This window comes from Arthrobacter sp. Ha26 (assembly GCF_059091705.1).
This window is the reverse complement of sequence record NZ_JBNHGX010000003.1, coordinates 56,452-72,093: the sequence shown is the minus strand read 5'-3', so window position 1 is coordinate 72,093 and position 15,642 is coordinate 56,452. Positions and strand designations below refer to the sequence as shown.

The 15,642-nt window shown below is 66.1% G+C and carries 12 protein-coding genes; all 12 read right to left on the bottom strand.

Annotated elements, in window-relative coordinates; genetic code table 11:
• Positions 1-7: 7 nt before the first annotated feature.
• The 12 genes from ftsZ to rsmH all read right to left on the bottom strand — a co-directional run bounded on the left by ftsZ (position 8) and on the right by rsmH (position 15,639).
• A complete protein-coding gene (gene ftsZ / locus AC5RVY_RS08840) occupies positions 8-1,246 on the bottom strand; it encodes a cell division protein FtsZ (protein ID WP_493954345.1) in 1,239 nt (412 codons plus the stop codon).
• A gap of 184 nt (positions 1,247-1,430) precedes the next feature.
• Positions 1,431-2,417, bottom strand: coding sequence for a cell division protein FtsQ/DivIB (locus AC5RVY_RS08835; RefSeq protein WP_493954344.1), 987 nt, complete (start codon positions 2,415-2,417; stop codon positions 1,431-1,433).
• Complete coding sequence (gene murC / locus AC5RVY_RS08830) at positions 2,410-3,786, bottom strand: UDP-N-acetylmuramate--L-alanine ligase (RefSeq protein ID WP_493954343.1); 1,377 nt, start codon at positions 3,784-3,786, stop codon at positions 2,410-2,412. The genes AC5RVY_RS08835 and murC overlap by 8 nt, the downstream gene beginning before the upstream one ends.
• Complete coding sequence (gene murG / locus AC5RVY_RS08825) at positions 3,783-4,883, bottom strand: undecaprenyldiphospho-muramoylpentapeptide beta-N-acetylglucosaminyltransferase (RefSeq protein WP_493954342.1); 1,101 nt, start codon at positions 4,881-4,883, stop codon at positions 3,783-3,785. Before murG ends, murC begins: the two co-directional genes overlap by 4 nt.
• Positions 4,884-4,889: 6 nt before the next feature.
• A complete protein-coding gene (ftsW, locus tag AC5RVY_RS08820; protein ID WP_493954341.1) occupies positions 4,890-6,245 on the bottom strand; it encodes a putative lipid II flippase FtsW in 1,356 nt (451 codons plus the stop codon).
• A gap of 2 nt (positions 6,246-6,247) precedes the next feature.
• Positions 6,248-7,825, bottom strand: coding sequence for a UDP-N-acetylmuramoyl-L-alanine--D-glutamate ligase (gene murD / locus AC5RVY_RS08815; protein ID WP_493954340.1), 1,578 nt, complete (start codon positions 7,823-7,825; stop codon positions 6,248-6,250).
• A complete protein-coding gene (gene mraY / locus AC5RVY_RS08810) occupies positions 7,807-8,916 on the bottom strand; it encodes a phospho-N-acetylmuramoyl-pentapeptide-transferase (protein ID WP_493954339.1) in 1,110 nt (369 codons plus the stop codon). The genes murD and mraY overlap by 19 nt, the downstream gene beginning before the upstream one ends.
• Positions 8,913-10,379, bottom strand: coding sequence for a UDP-N-acetylmuramoyl-tripeptide--D-alanyl-D-alanine ligase (locus tag AC5RVY_RS08805; RefSeq protein ID WP_493954338.1), 1,467 nt, complete (start codon positions 10,377-10,379; stop codon positions 8,913-8,915). The genes mraY and AC5RVY_RS08805 overlap by 4 nt, the downstream gene beginning before the upstream one ends.
• Positions 10,380-10,385: 6 nt before the next feature.
• Positions 10,386-12,020, bottom strand: a complete 1,635-nt coding sequence (locus AC5RVY_RS08800; protein ID WP_493954337.1) for a UDP-N-acetylmuramoyl-L-alanyl-D-glutamate--2,6-diaminopimelate ligase — start codon at positions 12,018-12,020, stop codon at positions 10,386-10,388.
• A 71-nt stretch (positions 12,021-12,091) separates the two neighbouring features.
• A complete protein-coding gene (locus tag AC5RVY_RS08795; RefSeq protein WP_493954336.1) occupies positions 12,092-13,894 on the bottom strand; it encodes a peptidoglycan D,D-transpeptidase FtsI family protein in 1,803 nt (600 codons plus the stop codon).
• Between the two features lie 48 nt (positions 13,895-13,942).
• On the bottom strand, positions 13,943-14,650 hold the full coding sequence (gene ftsL / locus AC5RVY_RS08790; protein ID WP_493954335.1) for a cell division protein FtsL: 708 nt from the start codon (positions 14,648-14,650) through the stop codon (positions 13,943-13,945).
• Positions 14,647-15,639: a 16S rRNA (cytosine(1402)-N(4))-methyltransferase RsmH gene (gene rsmH, locus AC5RVY_RS08785; RefSeq protein ID WP_493954334.1), complete on the bottom strand. Its 993-nt coding sequence runs from the start codon at positions 15,637-15,639 to the stop codon at positions 14,647-14,649. Before rsmH ends, ftsL begins: the two co-directional genes overlap by 4 nt.
• Positions 15,640-15,642 lie beyond the last annotated feature (3 nt).

Genomic DNA, 15,642 nt, shown 5'->3' with positions numbered 1-15,642 from the left:
CCGGAGCCTACTTCAGGAAATCGGGGACATCCAGGTCATCCGAGTGGCTGCCGGAGAGGTCCGGCTCAACTACGGACGGGAGGTCGACGTCGAAGCCTGAGTCTGCCGGGATAGCCGAAGGCCGCTGCTGGCCCCAGTTGCTGAGCCCCGCGGCGCCAACGCCGGCGTGGATGGGCTGGACGTTGGCCTGGTGGCTGCCGGCCGACGGCGCCTGGGCAGGCGCCGGAGCCATTGCGGGCGCGGCGGGACGCTGCGGAGCGGCCTGGGGCTGGGACTGGTCCATCGAGGGCGAGGTGGCCTTGACGTCGTCGAACCCGGCTGCGATGACCGTCACCCGGGCTTCGTCGCCCAGGGCGTCGTCAATGACGGCGCCGAAGATGATGTTTGCCTCCGGGTGCGCCACCTCCTGGACCAGGCGCGCAGCTTCGTTGATCTCGAACAGGCCAAGGTCCGAACCACCCTGGATGGACAGCAGCACACCGTGGGCACCGTCGATGGAAGCCTCCAGCAGGGGCGAGGCGATGGCAAGCTCAGCGGCCTTGACGGCCCGGTCTTCGCCGCGGGCGGAGCCAATGCCCATCAGGGCTGAACCCGCGCCCTGCATCACAGACTTCACGTCAGCGAAGTCCAGGTTGATCAGGCCGGGGGTGGTGATGAGGTCGGTGATGCCCTGCACGCCGGAGAGCAGCACCTGGTCAGCGGAACGGAAGGCGTCCAGCACCGAGACGTTGCGGTCGCTGATGGACAGAAGGCGGTCGTTGGGGATCACGATCAGGGTGTCCACCTCGTCGCGCAGGGCGTCGATGCCGGCTTCCGCGGAACCGGCACGGCGGCGGCCTTCGAAGGTGAACGGGCGGGTCACGACGCCGATGGTCAGGGCACCAAGGGACCGGGCGATGCGGGCGACGACCGGAGCACCGCCGGTGCCCGTTCCGCCGCCTTCGCCGGCGGTGACGAACACCATGTCGGCACCGCGCAGGACTTCCTCGATCTCGTCTGCGTGGTCTTCGGCGGCCTGCTTGCCCACCTCGGGGTTCGCGCCGGCACCGAGACCGCGGGTCAGTTCCCGTCCGACGTCAAGCTTGACGTCGGCGTCGCTCATCAGCAGAGCCTGGGCGTCGGTGTTGATGGCGATGAATTCAACACCCCGCAGACCTACCTCGATCATGCGGTTGACTGCGTTCACGCCACCGCCGCCGATGCCGACGACTTTGATGACGGCCAAGTAATTCTGCGGAGCTGCCACGTTACGTGTCCCTTGTTCGTGTCTTATTGCTAAATCTGATGAAGAGCTTAGTGCCTGCAACCTTAACCCTCGAGTCGAAGGTTAGAGTTATGTCAAGTAACTCATGTCTGTGACGGTATTTCCTCTGGTTCACACATTCAATAACCGGCTCCGCGTGTCGGATTAATACCGGAAAGAAAGCGTGTCAGCGGGTTACCGGGTGCCGGGGAACGCTGACGTCGTACACCTTGACCGGGTTCTTCGGATCCGCCGGAACCTTCAGCAGGGCCGCCAGCACCTTGGCTTTGAGTTCCTTTTCACTGGCGTTGCCCCAGACGATGGTCTGGCCGTCCACAAGCTTGAGTTCCACTGCGTCCACAGACTGGGCCGAGGCGTTGGACAGCTTGGCCAGAACGTCCGGCGGCAGTGCCCCCAGCACTTCTGCGGTCGCCCGGAAAAGGTCCTTGCCGATGGCGCCCGCGCCACCGTCGATAACAGGCAGCGATACGGAGGCGGGGTCCGCGGTTGAGGCCAGCTGGATGCCGTCCACGTCAACCAGCTGGTACTGCTCCCCCTGCTTGACCAACGCCACGGGCACGCGTTCCCGGACGGCCACGGCGAGGCCCGACGGCGGACGTGCCTCAGCGGACACGGACTTGACCTGCACCAGCGGCTCGAGGAGGCGCCCCACCTCCTCGTCGGTGATCTGCGGCAGGGGCTTCCCGCGCAGGGGTTCCAATGCCGTCTCCACCTGGGCAGGCGTCAGCAGGTGCGTCCCGGAGACGGAGATGTTTTTCACGGCAAGTGCCGGGGAAAAGACCGCGGCCGCGAGGAGCCCGGCGACCACGGCCACCAGGATGGCGGCAGCCACCAGGATGTTCCGCTTCCGCCGCTTCCCCTTGGGTTCCGGAAACACCAGCACGTTGCCGGCACTCCCGGAAGCGTGCGCGGTGCGGGCAGGGTTTTCCTCAGCGGACGGGCCCTTTTTGGATCCGTCTTTTTTCAGTCCGGTGAAGGAGGCTTTGCCGGCGCCGGGAGCCTGCCGGGCTGCCGGCTCCGGAACGGGCCGCGACGCCGAAATAACGTCCTGGCTGCTGCCTGCGCCCGGGTCGGCCTGGCCCGGCCCGGCCGCACCAGGTTTTCCGGGGCGCCGGCCTGTGGACGTGTAGGTGGGGCGGCGGGAACTAGGCACGCAGGGCCTCTACGATCTGCGGTCCATATGCCGTCACGTCCCCGGCGCCTGCGGTGAGGATGATGTCGCCCTCCGCGGCGGCGCCGGCCAGCGCGGCAACGGCACCGGAGGCTGGGACCAGCCGCCCGCCGTCGTCCAGGTGGTCCGCGATGAGCTGGCTCGTGACACCGGGAATCGGGTCCTCGCGTGCGGGATAAATGTCCAGCACCCAGGCAGTATCGGCAAGATTGAGGGCTTCGGCGAACTCCTTGGCGAATTCCCGGGTCCGCGAGAAGAGGTGCGGCTGGAAGAGCACGTGTACCTTGTTCTCTCCTGCCACCGACCTGGCCGCGGCCAGGGCAGCACGGACTTCCGTGGGATGGTGGGCGTAGTCGTCGAAGACCCGGACGCCGCGCGCCTGCCCTTTCAGTTCGAAGCGCCGGGCGGCGCCGGCGAACCGGCCCAGTGCCCGCGCCGCAGCGGCGGGCTCCACCCCCAGCTCGAGCGCCACGGCAAAGGCCGCAGCCGCGTTCAGCGCGTTGTGCCGGCCCGGCACCTGCAGCTCAAGCTGGAACCGGCCGGACGGCGAGGACACCGCAACGTCTCCCGGGCCGCCGTCGTGCAGCACCAGGTCCGCGTCCCCGCCGGTGCCGTAAAGGACCACGCGCGTGTTGCCCCTGTCGCGGGTGCGCCCGGCAAGGGCCAAGGCCCCGGGATCGTCCGCACAGGCAATCAACACGCCGTCGGAGGGCAGCAGCGAGGTGAACCGGTCGAAGGATTCGTAGACGGCCTCGGCCGTGCCGTAGTAGTCCAGGTGGTCCGGCTCCACATTGGTGACCACGGCGATGTTCGGACGGTAGTTCAAAAACGACCCGTCGGATTCGTCGGCTTCGGCCACGAAGATGCCGGACGTTCCGTGGGCGGCGTTGACACCGAGGGCGGGCACGTTGGCGCCGATGGCAAAGGAAGGATCCAGGCCGGCCCCCTGCAGCAGCACGGCAACCATGGAGGTGGTGGTGGATTTGCCGTGCGTCCCGGCTACCGTTACCACCACGTCCTCCCCCATGGTCGCGGCCAGCGCCTGGGACCGGTGCAGCACCGGCAGGCCCGCTTCCCTGGCCGCCAGCACCTCCGGGTTGTCGGGGCGGATGGCGGAGCCGGCCACCACTGTCTGGGCATCGGCCAGGTTGGCAGCGTCGTATCCCACGGCGATGCGTGCCCCGGCCGCGGCGAGGTCTGCCATCACGGGGAGGTCCTTGGCATCCGAGCCGCTGACGGGCACGCCGCGGGCCACCATGATCCGGGCGACGGCGGACATCCCCACGCCGCCGATTCCCACGAAGTGGACCTTGCCCAAAGCGGCCAGGCCGGGAGTGCTGACAGGACTCATGCGGGTACCGCTTCCAGGACAAGGCCGGCCATCCGCTGGTCGGCGTTTCGGATTCCGAGCCGGTAGGAATTGGCTGCCATGCTGGCCAGGCGGGATTCGTCCTTGACAAGCGGGATGAGTTCCCGGCTTGCCCACTCGGGGGTGAAGTCGTGGTCCGCCACCAGCACGGCGCCGCCGGCCGCCACCAGTCCGGCGGCGTTGAGTGCCTGTTCGCCGTTGCCGATGGGCAACGGAACCAGGACGGCCGGAACGCCAACGGCCGCGATCTCGCAGACGGTCGCGGCGCCGGAACGGGCCAACAATACGTCGGCCGCCGCGTAGGCGAGTTCCATGCCGTCGATGTACTCGACCTGGCGGTAACCGTCTGCAGCGAGCGGCCGGCCGGCGTCGTCAAGGACCGACTTGCCGCGGCCGGTAATGTGCAGGGTCTGGATTCCGGCGTCGGCCAGTTGCCCAAGGGATGCGGCGATGGTCCGGTTGATGCTCTGGGCACCTGATGATCCACCGGTGACAATCAGGGTTGGCTTGTTCGGGTCCAGCCCCAGTACTTCCCGGGCCGACGCACGGGCTGCGGCCCGGTCAAGGTGCGAGATTTCGGTGCGCATGGGCATGCCGACGTGTTCGGCGCCACGCAGCGGAGTGGTGTCGAAGGCCACGGCAATGCGCTTAGTGAACAGCGCCCCCACCCGGTTGGCCAGCCCAGGCCGGATATTTGCCTCATGGATCACTATCGGGATGCGGCGCTTCCGCGCTGCGAGGTACATGGGTGTGCACACATAGCCGCCAACACCTACCAGGACGTCCGCGGCCGCGTTGTCCAGGATGGCACCGGCCTGCCGCACAGCGCCCGCGAGTCGCCCGGGAAGGCGAAGGAGATCGGCGGAAGGTTTGCGGGGAAAGGGCACCCGGTCGATCGTGGCAAGCTCCACTCCGGCGGCAGGAACCAGCCGCGTCTCCATGCCCGAAGGCGTTCCGACGGCAAGGATACCTGCACCCGGAGCGGCACGGCGGACGGCTGCCGCAATGGCAAGGAGCGGGCTGATATGGCCGGCGGTTCCGCCGCCCGCCAGGACGATTGAAGGATTTTTCGAGGTCATCTCGGGTCAGGCACGCTTTCTTGCAGTCTTTGGTGCGGCCTTTTGTGCGGCGCCGGTGGCCCGCGCAGGTTTGGCCTTGAACTTCAGCATCCGTTTGGGGCGGATGGCCGGGGCCATCTGCTCCCTTGCCAGGGAGAGCACCACCCCGATGGCGCAAAGCGACATCAGCAGGGCCGATCCGCCGTAGGAAATGAAGGGCAGCGGCACGCCGATGACGGGCATCAGGCCGGTCACCACCGACATGTTCACCGTGGCCTGGCCCAGCAGCCACACCATAATGGTGCCGGCCAGCACCCGGTGGAACATGTCCTCCTGCGCCACCACCACGCGGTAGATGGCGGCTCCCAGGATGGCGAACAGGATCAGGACGACGACGGTGCCCACCAGGCCGAGTTCCTCGCCGATGATGGCGAAGATGAAGTCGTTGTGGGCTTCGGGGATCCAGCTGTACTTCTGCCGGCTTTGCCCCAGCCCTACGCCGAACCAGCCACCGGACGCGAGTCCGTAAAGGCCGTTTGTGGCCTGGTAGTTGGCATCGATGCCGTCGGCGCAGGACTGGCCGGTCCACCAGGAGGTGATGCGGCACATACGGTTTGAACTCGTGACCGCCATAATGGCCGTGCCGGCCGCGGCCACCAGGCCGGCGATGCCGAAGAGATAGAGCGGTGCACCGGCGAAGAAGAGAGCGGCGGCCGTGATCATCATGATGATCATGGCCGTTCCGAGGTCGTTTCCGATCAGGACCAGGCCAACAATGATGATGGCCATTGGTACGGCCGGAATCGCCACATGCTGCCACTGGCTCAGCAGCCGCCCCTTCCGGGCCAGAACGGTGGCCATCCAGAGCGCAAGGGCCAGCTTGGACGCTTCGGACGGCTGGAAGGTGATGCCGCCCAGGTCGATCCAGTTCTTGTTCCCGTTGACCTCCGCGCCCACAATCTGCACCAGGCCCAGGAGAACCACCGCGGCGATGACCGCCAGCCACGCCAGCCGCTTCAGCCAGACCACGTTGACGCGGGACAGCACAAACATGGTGAAAATGCCGATCGCGGCAAACACGCCCTGCTTCAAGGCATCGCCGTAGGGCGACTTCCCTGCGGCAATGGATTCCACGCTGGAGGCGGAGAGGACCATCATGATGCCGATCGCCGTCAGTGCGAGGGTTGATCCCAGGATGAGGTAATAGGTGGAGCCGTTCTTGGAGGTCCCTGTTCCTTCAAGGGCTGACCAGAATTTCCGGTAGGCGGCCTTGAGGCGGAGGATGGCCGAAGCCGGGCGCTGCGCCGGTGCTGCCGAAGAGCCGGCGCGCGGCGGACCCGCCTGCTGTTGGCGTTGCTGCGGCCGGGTGGGCGTGCTGACCATTGTTACTCCTCGCCGGTCTGGGCCTGCCCTTCCACCAGCTCGCGGACAGCTTCGATGAAAGTGTCACCACGGTGAGCATAGGAAGAGAACTGATCCATGGAAGCAGCTGCCGGAGCCATCAGCACAGTATCGCCGGATTCAGCGAGCTGTGCTGCTGACGCAACGGCACCGGCCATCACCGTTTCACCGGCCACGGAAGTAGCGGCGTGGACGGTACCAGCCGCTGCGGCAGTCTGCACCTCTTCAGTTTCACCCGTGCCCGGGATGATCACCGGGACATCCGGCGCGTGTCGCTGGAGGGCCTCGCTCAGGGCGGACGTGTCACTGCCAATGAGGACCACGGCTTTGAGGCGTTGGACATGCTCACGGATCAGGTCGTCATAGGTGACACCCTTGGAGAGGCCGCCGGCAATCCAGATGACATTGCTGAAGGTTGCCAGCGAGGCGGAGGCAGCATGCGGGTTGGTGGCCTTGGAGTCATTGACCCACAGCACGCCGTTGTGGCGGGCCACCGGTTGGATGCGGTGGTCGCCCGGGATGTAGTCCTGGATTCCCTTCCGCACCGCTTTTGCATCCACTCCGTAAGCGCGCACCAGTCCTGCGGCCGCCAGGGCGTTGGCCACCATGTGGCGGGGTGCAAAGGCACCCAGGTCGCTCATGGAAGCGAGCTCCGCGGCGCTGTCCTTGCGTTCGGCAATAAAGGCCCGGTCCACGAGGAGTCCTTCCACCACGCCGAGCATGCTGACAGCGGGGGTGACAGTGGTGAAGCCGACTGCGCGGCAGCCTTCCACGACGTCGGCGTTTTCCACCATCCGCTCGGTTTCGATCTGCTCTGCGTTGTAGATGCAGGCCTTTTGGGTTTGCTCGTAGACCTTGGCCTTGTCCGCAAGGTAGGACTCGTAGGACCCGTGCCAGTCAACGTGGTCCTCGGCCACATTCAGGCAAACACTGGCTACTGGTGACAGGGATTGCGCCCAGTGGAGCTGGAAGCTGGAGAGCTCAACGGCCAGGACGTCGTACTCCACGGGGTCGCGGAGGGCATCAAGGATGGGCGTCCCCACGTTGCCCACGGCAATGGCCTTCAGGCCGGCCGCCCGGAGCATGGACTCGGTGAGGCCTACCGTGGTGGTCTTGCCGTTGGTTCCTGTAATGGCGAGCCAGTCGGCCGTCTTCCGGCCCTCACGGACCCTGACCCGCCAGGCCAGTTCCACGTCGCCCCACACGGGGATGTGCGCCCGTGCGGCGGCGGCGAGGAGTGCCTGGTCGGGACGCCAGCCTGGTGAGGTGACGATCAGTTCGGGCAGTTCGCCTTCGACCCGGGGGATGCGGGTGACCGCGTCCTCCCCCAGCAGGACGTCAGCCGCTCCGACGATCTTCAGCGTTTCGGCGTGCGCTTTGGCTGTGTCGCTGGTGGCTGCGTCAACCACCACCACCCGGGCGCCGAGCTCGATCAGGGTATCGGCGGCCGCAAAGCCGGAAACGCCGATGCCGGTCACCACAACCCGGAGGCCGGACCAGTCGGAGTCCCAGGTGACAAGGTCCTTGAGGCGGGAAGAAACGGTCACAGCAGCACAACCCATTCGGCGTAGAAAATGCCCAGGCCCACGGCGACGAAGAGCCCGCCCAGGATCCAGAAACGGACCACTACCGTCACTTCGGCCCACCCCTTCAGTTCGAAGTGGTGCTGCAGCGGCGCCATCTTGAAGACGCGTTTGCCGCCGGTGACCTTGAAGTAGCCCACCTGGATGATGACGGACAGGGTGATCAGCACGAAGAGGCCGCCGATGATGCCCAGCAGCAGTTCCGTCCGGGACAGGATGGCGAAGCCGGCGATCGCGCCGCCGATGGCCAGCGAACCGGTGTCACCCATAAAGATCTTGGCCGGCGACGTGTTCCACCACAGGAAACCCACCAGCGCGGCGCTCATGATGGCGGCCAGCAGTGCAAGGTCCAGCGGGTCCCGGACAGAGTAGCAACCGCTGCCGGCCTGCCGGGGCGATCCGCAGGCCTGGTTGCTCTGCCAGATCCCCATCAGCGTGTAGGCGCCGAAGACCATGATCGAGGCACCTGCGGCGAGCCCGTCGAGTCCGTCAGTCAGGTTGACCCCGTTGGTGGCGGCCGTGACGATCAGGTTGGACCACACCACGAAGAGAATGGTTCCAAGGACCGTCCCGCCGAAGGCCAGGTCGAGCCAGGGCAGGTCTCGGACCAGGGATATTTTGGTGGAAGCCGGCGTGGCGCCGGCCCCGTTGGGAAAGTTCAGGGCTAGTACCGCGAAGATGATTCCTACTGCTCCCTGCAGGATCAGTTTTGCCTTGGCGTCCAGGCCGAGGCTGCGCTGGCGGGAGATCTTGATGAAGTCATCCAGGAAGCCCACCAGCCCCATCCCGACCATAAGGAACAGCAGGATCAGGGCGGACGCTGAGGGCCCGGCAGAGCCCGGATTTACCATCAGCATGATGAGGTGGGTGAGTCCGTAGCTCAGCAGCACGGCGGCCACCACCACGGTTCCGCCCATGGTGGGTGTGCCGCGCTTGGTGTGGTGCGAGGTGGGGCCGTCATCCCGGATGAACTGGCCGTAACCGCGGCGGACCAGCAGCCGGATGAAGAGCGGTGTTCCCACCAGGGCGAATAACAGGGCCAGGCCGGCGCCGATCAAAAGTGCAATCACAGCAGAGTGCTCCTTTCATCGGCGGGGTGGGGGGCTTGCGGGGGTAATGCTATCCGATCGCCCAAGTGGCGGAGTCCCACGCTGTTCGAGGACTTGAACAGCACCAGGTCCCCGGGTTCGAGCTCGGAGTTCAACACGTCGTAGGCCTCGTCCACGGATTCAGCGAAGAGGCATTCATCGCCCCAGGAGCCTTCCTGGACAGCGGAAACATAGAGGGCGCGGGCTTCCCGGCCCACCACCAGCAGGCGGGAGATGTTGAGCCGGACCACTTGGGTGCCGACGGCGGTGTGTTCCCTAATGGAGTCTTCGCCGAGTTCCAGCATGGCGCCCAGCACTGCCCAGGTGCGGCGGCCACGGCCGAGGTCCGCCAGGGTACGGAGGGCGGCGCGCATGGATTCCGGGTTGGCGTTGTAGGCGTCATTGATGACGGTGACGCCGTCGGCCCGTTCAGTGCGTTCCATCCGCCACCGGCTCGCTGCAGTCTGGCTGCTGAGGGAAGCTGCGATGGCATGCCCGGGGACCCCGGCAGCCCAGGCTGCGGCGGCGGAGGCCAGCAGGTTGCCCGTGTGGTGGACGCCGATGAGCCGGCTGCTGACATGCAGCGCGGTGCCGCCGTCCGGAAGCTGGAGATCGAACTCCGGGTTGCCGTCCGCGTTGGTGTCGGCGTTGATTGCCTGCACAGCGGCATCGGCACGGCCATCCGCGGAGAAGCCCACTACCTTCGCGGTGGTGCGTGCGCGCATCGCGGCCACGCGGTCGTCGTCGAGATTAATGATGGCGGTGCCGGTGGCAGCAAGCGCTTCAACAAGCTCGCCCTTGGCCAGGGCGATGTTCTCCACTCCCCCGAATTCGCCTGCATGGGCGGTTCCGACGGCCAGCACCACGCCGATGTCGGGTTTGACCATGTCCGCCAGGTAGCGGATGTGCCCGATGCCCGTGGCACCCATCTCGATCACGAGGTAGCGCGTGTCGGTTCCCGCACGGAAGACGGTGAGCGGAACGCCGATTTCGCCGTTGTAGGAACCCTGCGGCGCCACGGTGCTTCCCTGCGTGGCCAGGATTCCGGCGAGGAGGTCTTTCGTGGTGGTTTTGCCGGCGGAGCCGGTGATTCCCACTACCGTCAGTGCGCTCCCCTGTTCGGAACGGGCCTTGCGGATCCGGCGGACGGCCTCGGCGGCCAGGGCACCCATGGCCAGCACGGCGTCCGTGACCAGCACCGAGGGGTAGCTTGTTCCGTCCGGGCGGGCGACGGGACGCTCCACCAGGGCCAGGCTGGCGCCGGCAGTGAACGCGGCAGTGACGAAGTCGTGGCCGTCCGCGTGTTCGCCGGGCTTTGCGACGTAGAGCGACCCGGCTGTGGCCTCGCGTGAATCCGTAACCACCGATAGGGGCGTGATTCCGGGATCGGCGTCCAGGCGCCCATTAGTGATTTCGGCGATCTCCGCCGCAGTAAAAGCAATCATCTCGGTCTAGGACTCTATCCGGTCGTCTTGGAGAACGTTGAATCCCCTGGCTGTCAAGGCGGTGCGAAGCTCTACCCTGTCGTCGAGGGCAAGGTTGACGCCTTTAACTTCCTGCCACACTTCGTGGCCCCGGCCGGCCACCAGGATGGTGTCCTGCGGGCGGGCGAGTTCGACGGCGCGGCGGATGGCGTCGGCACGGGGGAAAACCTCAAGGACCTCGCAGGGCAGGGAGTCGTTTTCAGTCGCGTCCCGGGCGCCGGCCAGGACATCGGCGCGGATCGCGGCCGGATCTTCATCGTGCGGGTCGTCGTCGGTGATGATGACGGTGTGGGCCAGGCGGGCGGCGATGGCGCCCATGGCCGGACGTTTTCCCTGGTCGCGCTGGCCAGTGGCCCCGAAGACCACGATGAGGCGGGAGTCCGGTGACGGCGACTGGACGGCTTCCAATGCCCTCGCGAGTGCGTCGGTGTTGTGGGCAAAGTCGACAATGGCGGCCGGTTCTGTTGACACGAGTTGCATGCGCCCGGGGACCGCCACCGTGAAGGGATCGGACTCATCCAGTGCCCTTTGCAACGTGGCGGGATCCACTCCACCCGTCAGGACCATGACTGCCGCAAGGGCTGCGTTGGCGACGTTGAAGCTGCCTGGCAGCCCGGTGTGGATGCGGAGCTGTGCGCCATCGGGCCCGGCCAGGGTGAACTCAGTGCCAAGCCCGCGCGGAGCTGTCTCTGTGACTGTCCAGTCAGCGGCCGTTCCCGTGGAGGCGCTGAAGGTGGTGACCGGCACGGCGGCGGAGGCGGCAAGCCGCCGGCCCCACTCGTCGTCGACCGCCACCACTGCGGCACGAGCGCGTCCGGGCGTAAACAGTTCCGCCTTGGCGGCGAAGTAGTCCTCCATGGTGAGGTGCAGGTCCAGGTGGTCCTGGGTGAGGTTGGTGAAGCCGGCAACATCAAACAGCACGCCATCAACGCGCTGGAAGGAGATGGCGTGCGAGGACACCTCCATCGCAGCGGCCGCCAGTCCCCTCTCACGCATGAGTGCAAGCAGCGCGTGGACATCGGTGGACTCCGGTGTTGTGAGCAGGCTGGGAATCGGGTCGCCGCCGGCATGGATTTCGATGGTGCCGATCAGCCCGGTGCTCCGGCCAAGTGCGCGCAGCAGCGAGTTGATGAAATACGTGGTGGTGGTCTTCCCGTTGGTGCCCGTGACACCGAACAACTGCGGCTGGCCGGTGCCGGGCTGGCTGCGGTAGATCAGCGCAGAGAGTGGTCCCACAACGTTTCGCGGTGACTCCACGATGAGCACGGGCACCGGCGTCTCGGTGGACAGGGCCAGCAGCCGGGCACCGGCGTCGTCCGTGAGGACGGCAACTGCTCCAGCCTCGATGGCCTGCGGCACGAAGTCTGCACCATGCCTGGTGGCACCGGGCAGGGCGACGTACAGGTCCCCCGGCTCAACAGCGCGTGAGTTCAAAGAAATTCCGGTGACTTCCAGCTCTGCCGCCGGGCCGGGGACTGCCACGTCAATGGCTTCGCCGACGCTTGCCAGCCGCACGGGTTCGACAACTGAGGGGCGGAAGGGGCTCTGGCCGGCCGCTCCCTCCGGGACAGCGCGGTTGACCGGCGAGTTGATCTCTGACAAGGAATCTCCGTTGGTGCTAGTGGATCGTGCCCGGCGGGGGTGGGCCGGTAGTGGTGCTCTACGCGGGACTGCTACTTGGCGAACTGGGGCAGCCGGGCCGGTTCGCCAGTGGACGGCTGGACGTTGTACGTCCGCAGCGCCTGGCTCATGACCGACCGGAAGACCGGCCCGTTGGTAATCCCGTAGATGCTGCCCTTGGGCCGCTGGAGTACCACCTCCACAATAAACCGCGGATCATCCATCGGTGCCATCCCCACCATGGAGGCGGTGTATCCGCAGAACCCGGACTTGCCGTCGTCGCAGGGTGATTCCGAAGTGCCGGTCTTGGCTCCCACCCGGTAGCCGTCGATGCCTGCGTCCTTGATCTGGCCCTCGGTCACGGCGCTTTCCAGGATGTCCTGGACCTGCTGGGCGGTGTTCTCCGAGACCACTTGGGTGGAGGGGGCTGCCGGAACCTTTTCCTCTGTCCCGTCCGGGGAAATGTAGGAGTCGATGAGGCGGGGCTGGAGCATCACGCCATTGTTGGCGATGGATTGGAACGCCCTGACGGTCTGCAGGGTGGACTGCGAAACGCCCTGCCCGAACAGTACGGTGTATTCCTGGCGGCCGTCCCACTGCTGCCATGGCGTGAGGATGCCGGAGGCTGTAGCGGGGAGGCCGATGTCCGGAGCTTCCCCAATGCCGAACCTCTTCAGCCAGTCGTAACGCTGCTCCTTGCTCAACGCCTGGCCTGCCATGACCGTACCGGTGTTCATCGAGTAGCCCAGGATGCCCGCGAGGGTGCGCTTTTCCGTACCGTGCGAGAACGAGTCACTGAAGGTCTGGCCGTCCACCGTGTACGAGGGCGGCAAGGTGTATTCGCTGAGCGGGTTGGCTTTGCCTTCTTCGATCAGCGCCGCCGCCGTCAACATCTTTTCAACGGACCCCGGCTCATAGGCTGCGGTAACGGCACGGACACCGCGGTCCTTGGCGGCCACCCGGCCGGGGTCGTTCGGATCGGGAGCGTTGGTATCTGCCAGGGCCACCAGGTTGCCGGTCTTCACGTCCATCACGATGATGACGCCCCACTCGGCGCTGAGCTTGTCCGCCTGGCTCTGGATGGCCTGCTGGGCGAAGTACTGCAGGTCGGAGTTGATGGTGAGCCTGACGTCCTTGCCGTCCTCCGGCGCTGTCAGCTCATCCATGCCCACCGGGATACGCAGGCCGTCGGCGCCGATTTCGAACAGGCGTTTGCCGTCGGTACCCTTCAGCAGCCCGTCCTGCGTCTGTTCAATGCCCGCCAGGCCGGTGGTGCCGTCCTGCAGGAAGCCGATGATACCGCCGGCCACCGACCCGTTGGGGTAGACCCGCTTGCTGACGCCTTCGGTGACAATTCCTGGAATCTGGAGCTTGGAGATGCGGTCCTCGACGTCCGGCTTTACATCCTTGGCCACGATGTAATAGGGCTGTTGACCGGTGACGGCGTCGCGGATGGCGTCCGTAGCCATCCCCAGGACCGCTGCGAGCTCCTTGAGCCCCTGGTCCCGGCTGACGTCCACGAGCTTGTCCTTGCCGTCCACAGTTTCCAGGCGCTTGAACGTCTCGGTTTTGGTGTTGACCCTCTGGTCCACCACCACGTTGTAGCGGATCACGCTGTTGGCCAGGACAGTGCCCCTTGAATCCAGGATGCTGCCCCGTTCGGCCGGAAGCACCGTTTGCTTCATCCTGCTGTTGAGGGCAGCTTCGGCCATACCGCCGACGTCGAGCCCCTGGACCAGGAAGAGTTTGCCGCCCACCACCAACAGGAGCGTGAGCATTATCCCCAGGCCAAGCCGGAGGCGTTTGGTGGCGTTTGGCACCTTGCTGCTTTTTGCCTTGCCGGTCCTCTGGGCCACCGTGATATTCCTTGCTGCTCGACCTTGTTGCCTGTCAGACCTGCCGTGTTACTGCCCGGGGACCTTCTGCTCGGGCGCCGGCACCGAGCCGCCGTGAAGTTCCACGGGCGGCACAGCCGCGGCTGCCGGAGTCTGCACCTGCGGCCCATCCTGCGTGGCGGCGGGGGCATTGCCTGTGGTTGCACCGGCGGATTCAGGGGCCTGAGCAGGCGCCTGAATCTCCTGTGCGGGCTTCGGGGCCTGCCGGCTTTCGCCCTTGCTTGCCGGCGGGACCACGGTCAGCTGGCCTGCGACTGCCGGGGCGGGAATGACGGCACCAGCGGCAGCATCCTTGGCGGCCGGTGTTGCCTTGCCGGTTACCGAAAGGGTGGACAGATCGATCTGGCCCTTCACGGTGGAAGGAACCATCCCCAGTTTCGTTGCCTGTGCTGCGAGGTTCTGCGGTGCTTCGAAATTCTGGACCTGCTGGGTGAGGTCCTGGTTCTGCTTTGTCAGGGTGCTCTGGGCGGCGCGCAGTTCCACAAGCTGGTACTGGGCAGTGGAAACCGAGATGTTGAGCACCAGGACGGCGATCAGCGCCAGTGCCAGCATGCCAAAGCACAGCACCACAAAAGGTGCGCGCCGCTTGCGCGGAACCGTCCGGACTACCGAGAGTGGTGTCCGGCTCCTGCGGGGCGAGTCAGGCGCGCCGGCAGGGAGCTTCTTCGCCGCCGAACCGGAGACGACGGGAAAGTTCTTCACGGCGGCGGTGCTCATTCAGCTCTCCTGGCTCGGATTCGTTCCACTGCACGCAGCCTTGCTGAGGCAGCGCGCGGGTTTTCAGCAATTTCGACGGCGGTGGGCACCTCAGTGCCTTTCGTCAGGGTCTTTAGTTCGGGCTTATGTTCTTCCAGCTCTACCGGGAAGCCGAGCGGGGCGGAGGACTTCGAGCGGGCCTGGAAGACACCCTTGACGATCTTGTCCTCCAGCGAGTGGTAGGACATGACCACAATGCGGCCCCCCAATGCTGTGGCCTCCACCGCAGCGGGCACGGCCCGCTCCAGCACCTCGAGCTCCTCATTGACTTCGATCCGCAACGCCTGGAAGGTCCTCTTGGCCGGGTGTCCGCCGGATTTGGCGGCGCCGGCCGGAACAACGGAGCGGATCTGCTCCACGAGTTCTCCGGTGGTGGTGAATGGCTTCGCGGCCCGCGCGGTTACGATCCTGTTGGCGATCCGGCCGGCGAACTTCTCCTCGCCCCATTTCCGGATGATCCGGACCAGTTCCTCTTCGCTGTAGTTGTTTACAACGTCGGCAGCTGTCTGGCCGCGGCTGGTGTCCATCCGCATGTCCAGTGGAGCGTCGAATGAGTAGGCGAAGCCGCGCTCACGCTCATCAAGCTGGAGCGAGGAAACGCCGAGGTCCATCAGGATCCCGTGGACCTCGGGGACACCGAGGTCAGCCAGGACATCTTCGATTTCGTCATACACGCCATGGACGAGGTCAGTACGGGCTTGAAAGGGGGCCAGCCGTTCGCCGGCGAGGGCGAGGGCTTCTTCATCACGGTCAATGCCGATCAGGTGCAGGTCCGGGAAGCGCTGCAGCATGGCCTCCGAGTGGCCACCCATGCCCAGCGTGGCATCAATTGCCACGGGGGTTTCGCCCCGGTTCCTGGCTGCGTCGAATCCCGGTGCCAACAAATTGATGCACCGGTCCCGCAGGACCGGTACATGGCGTTCGGACGTGGGCTTGGGGTGGTCGTTCATGCC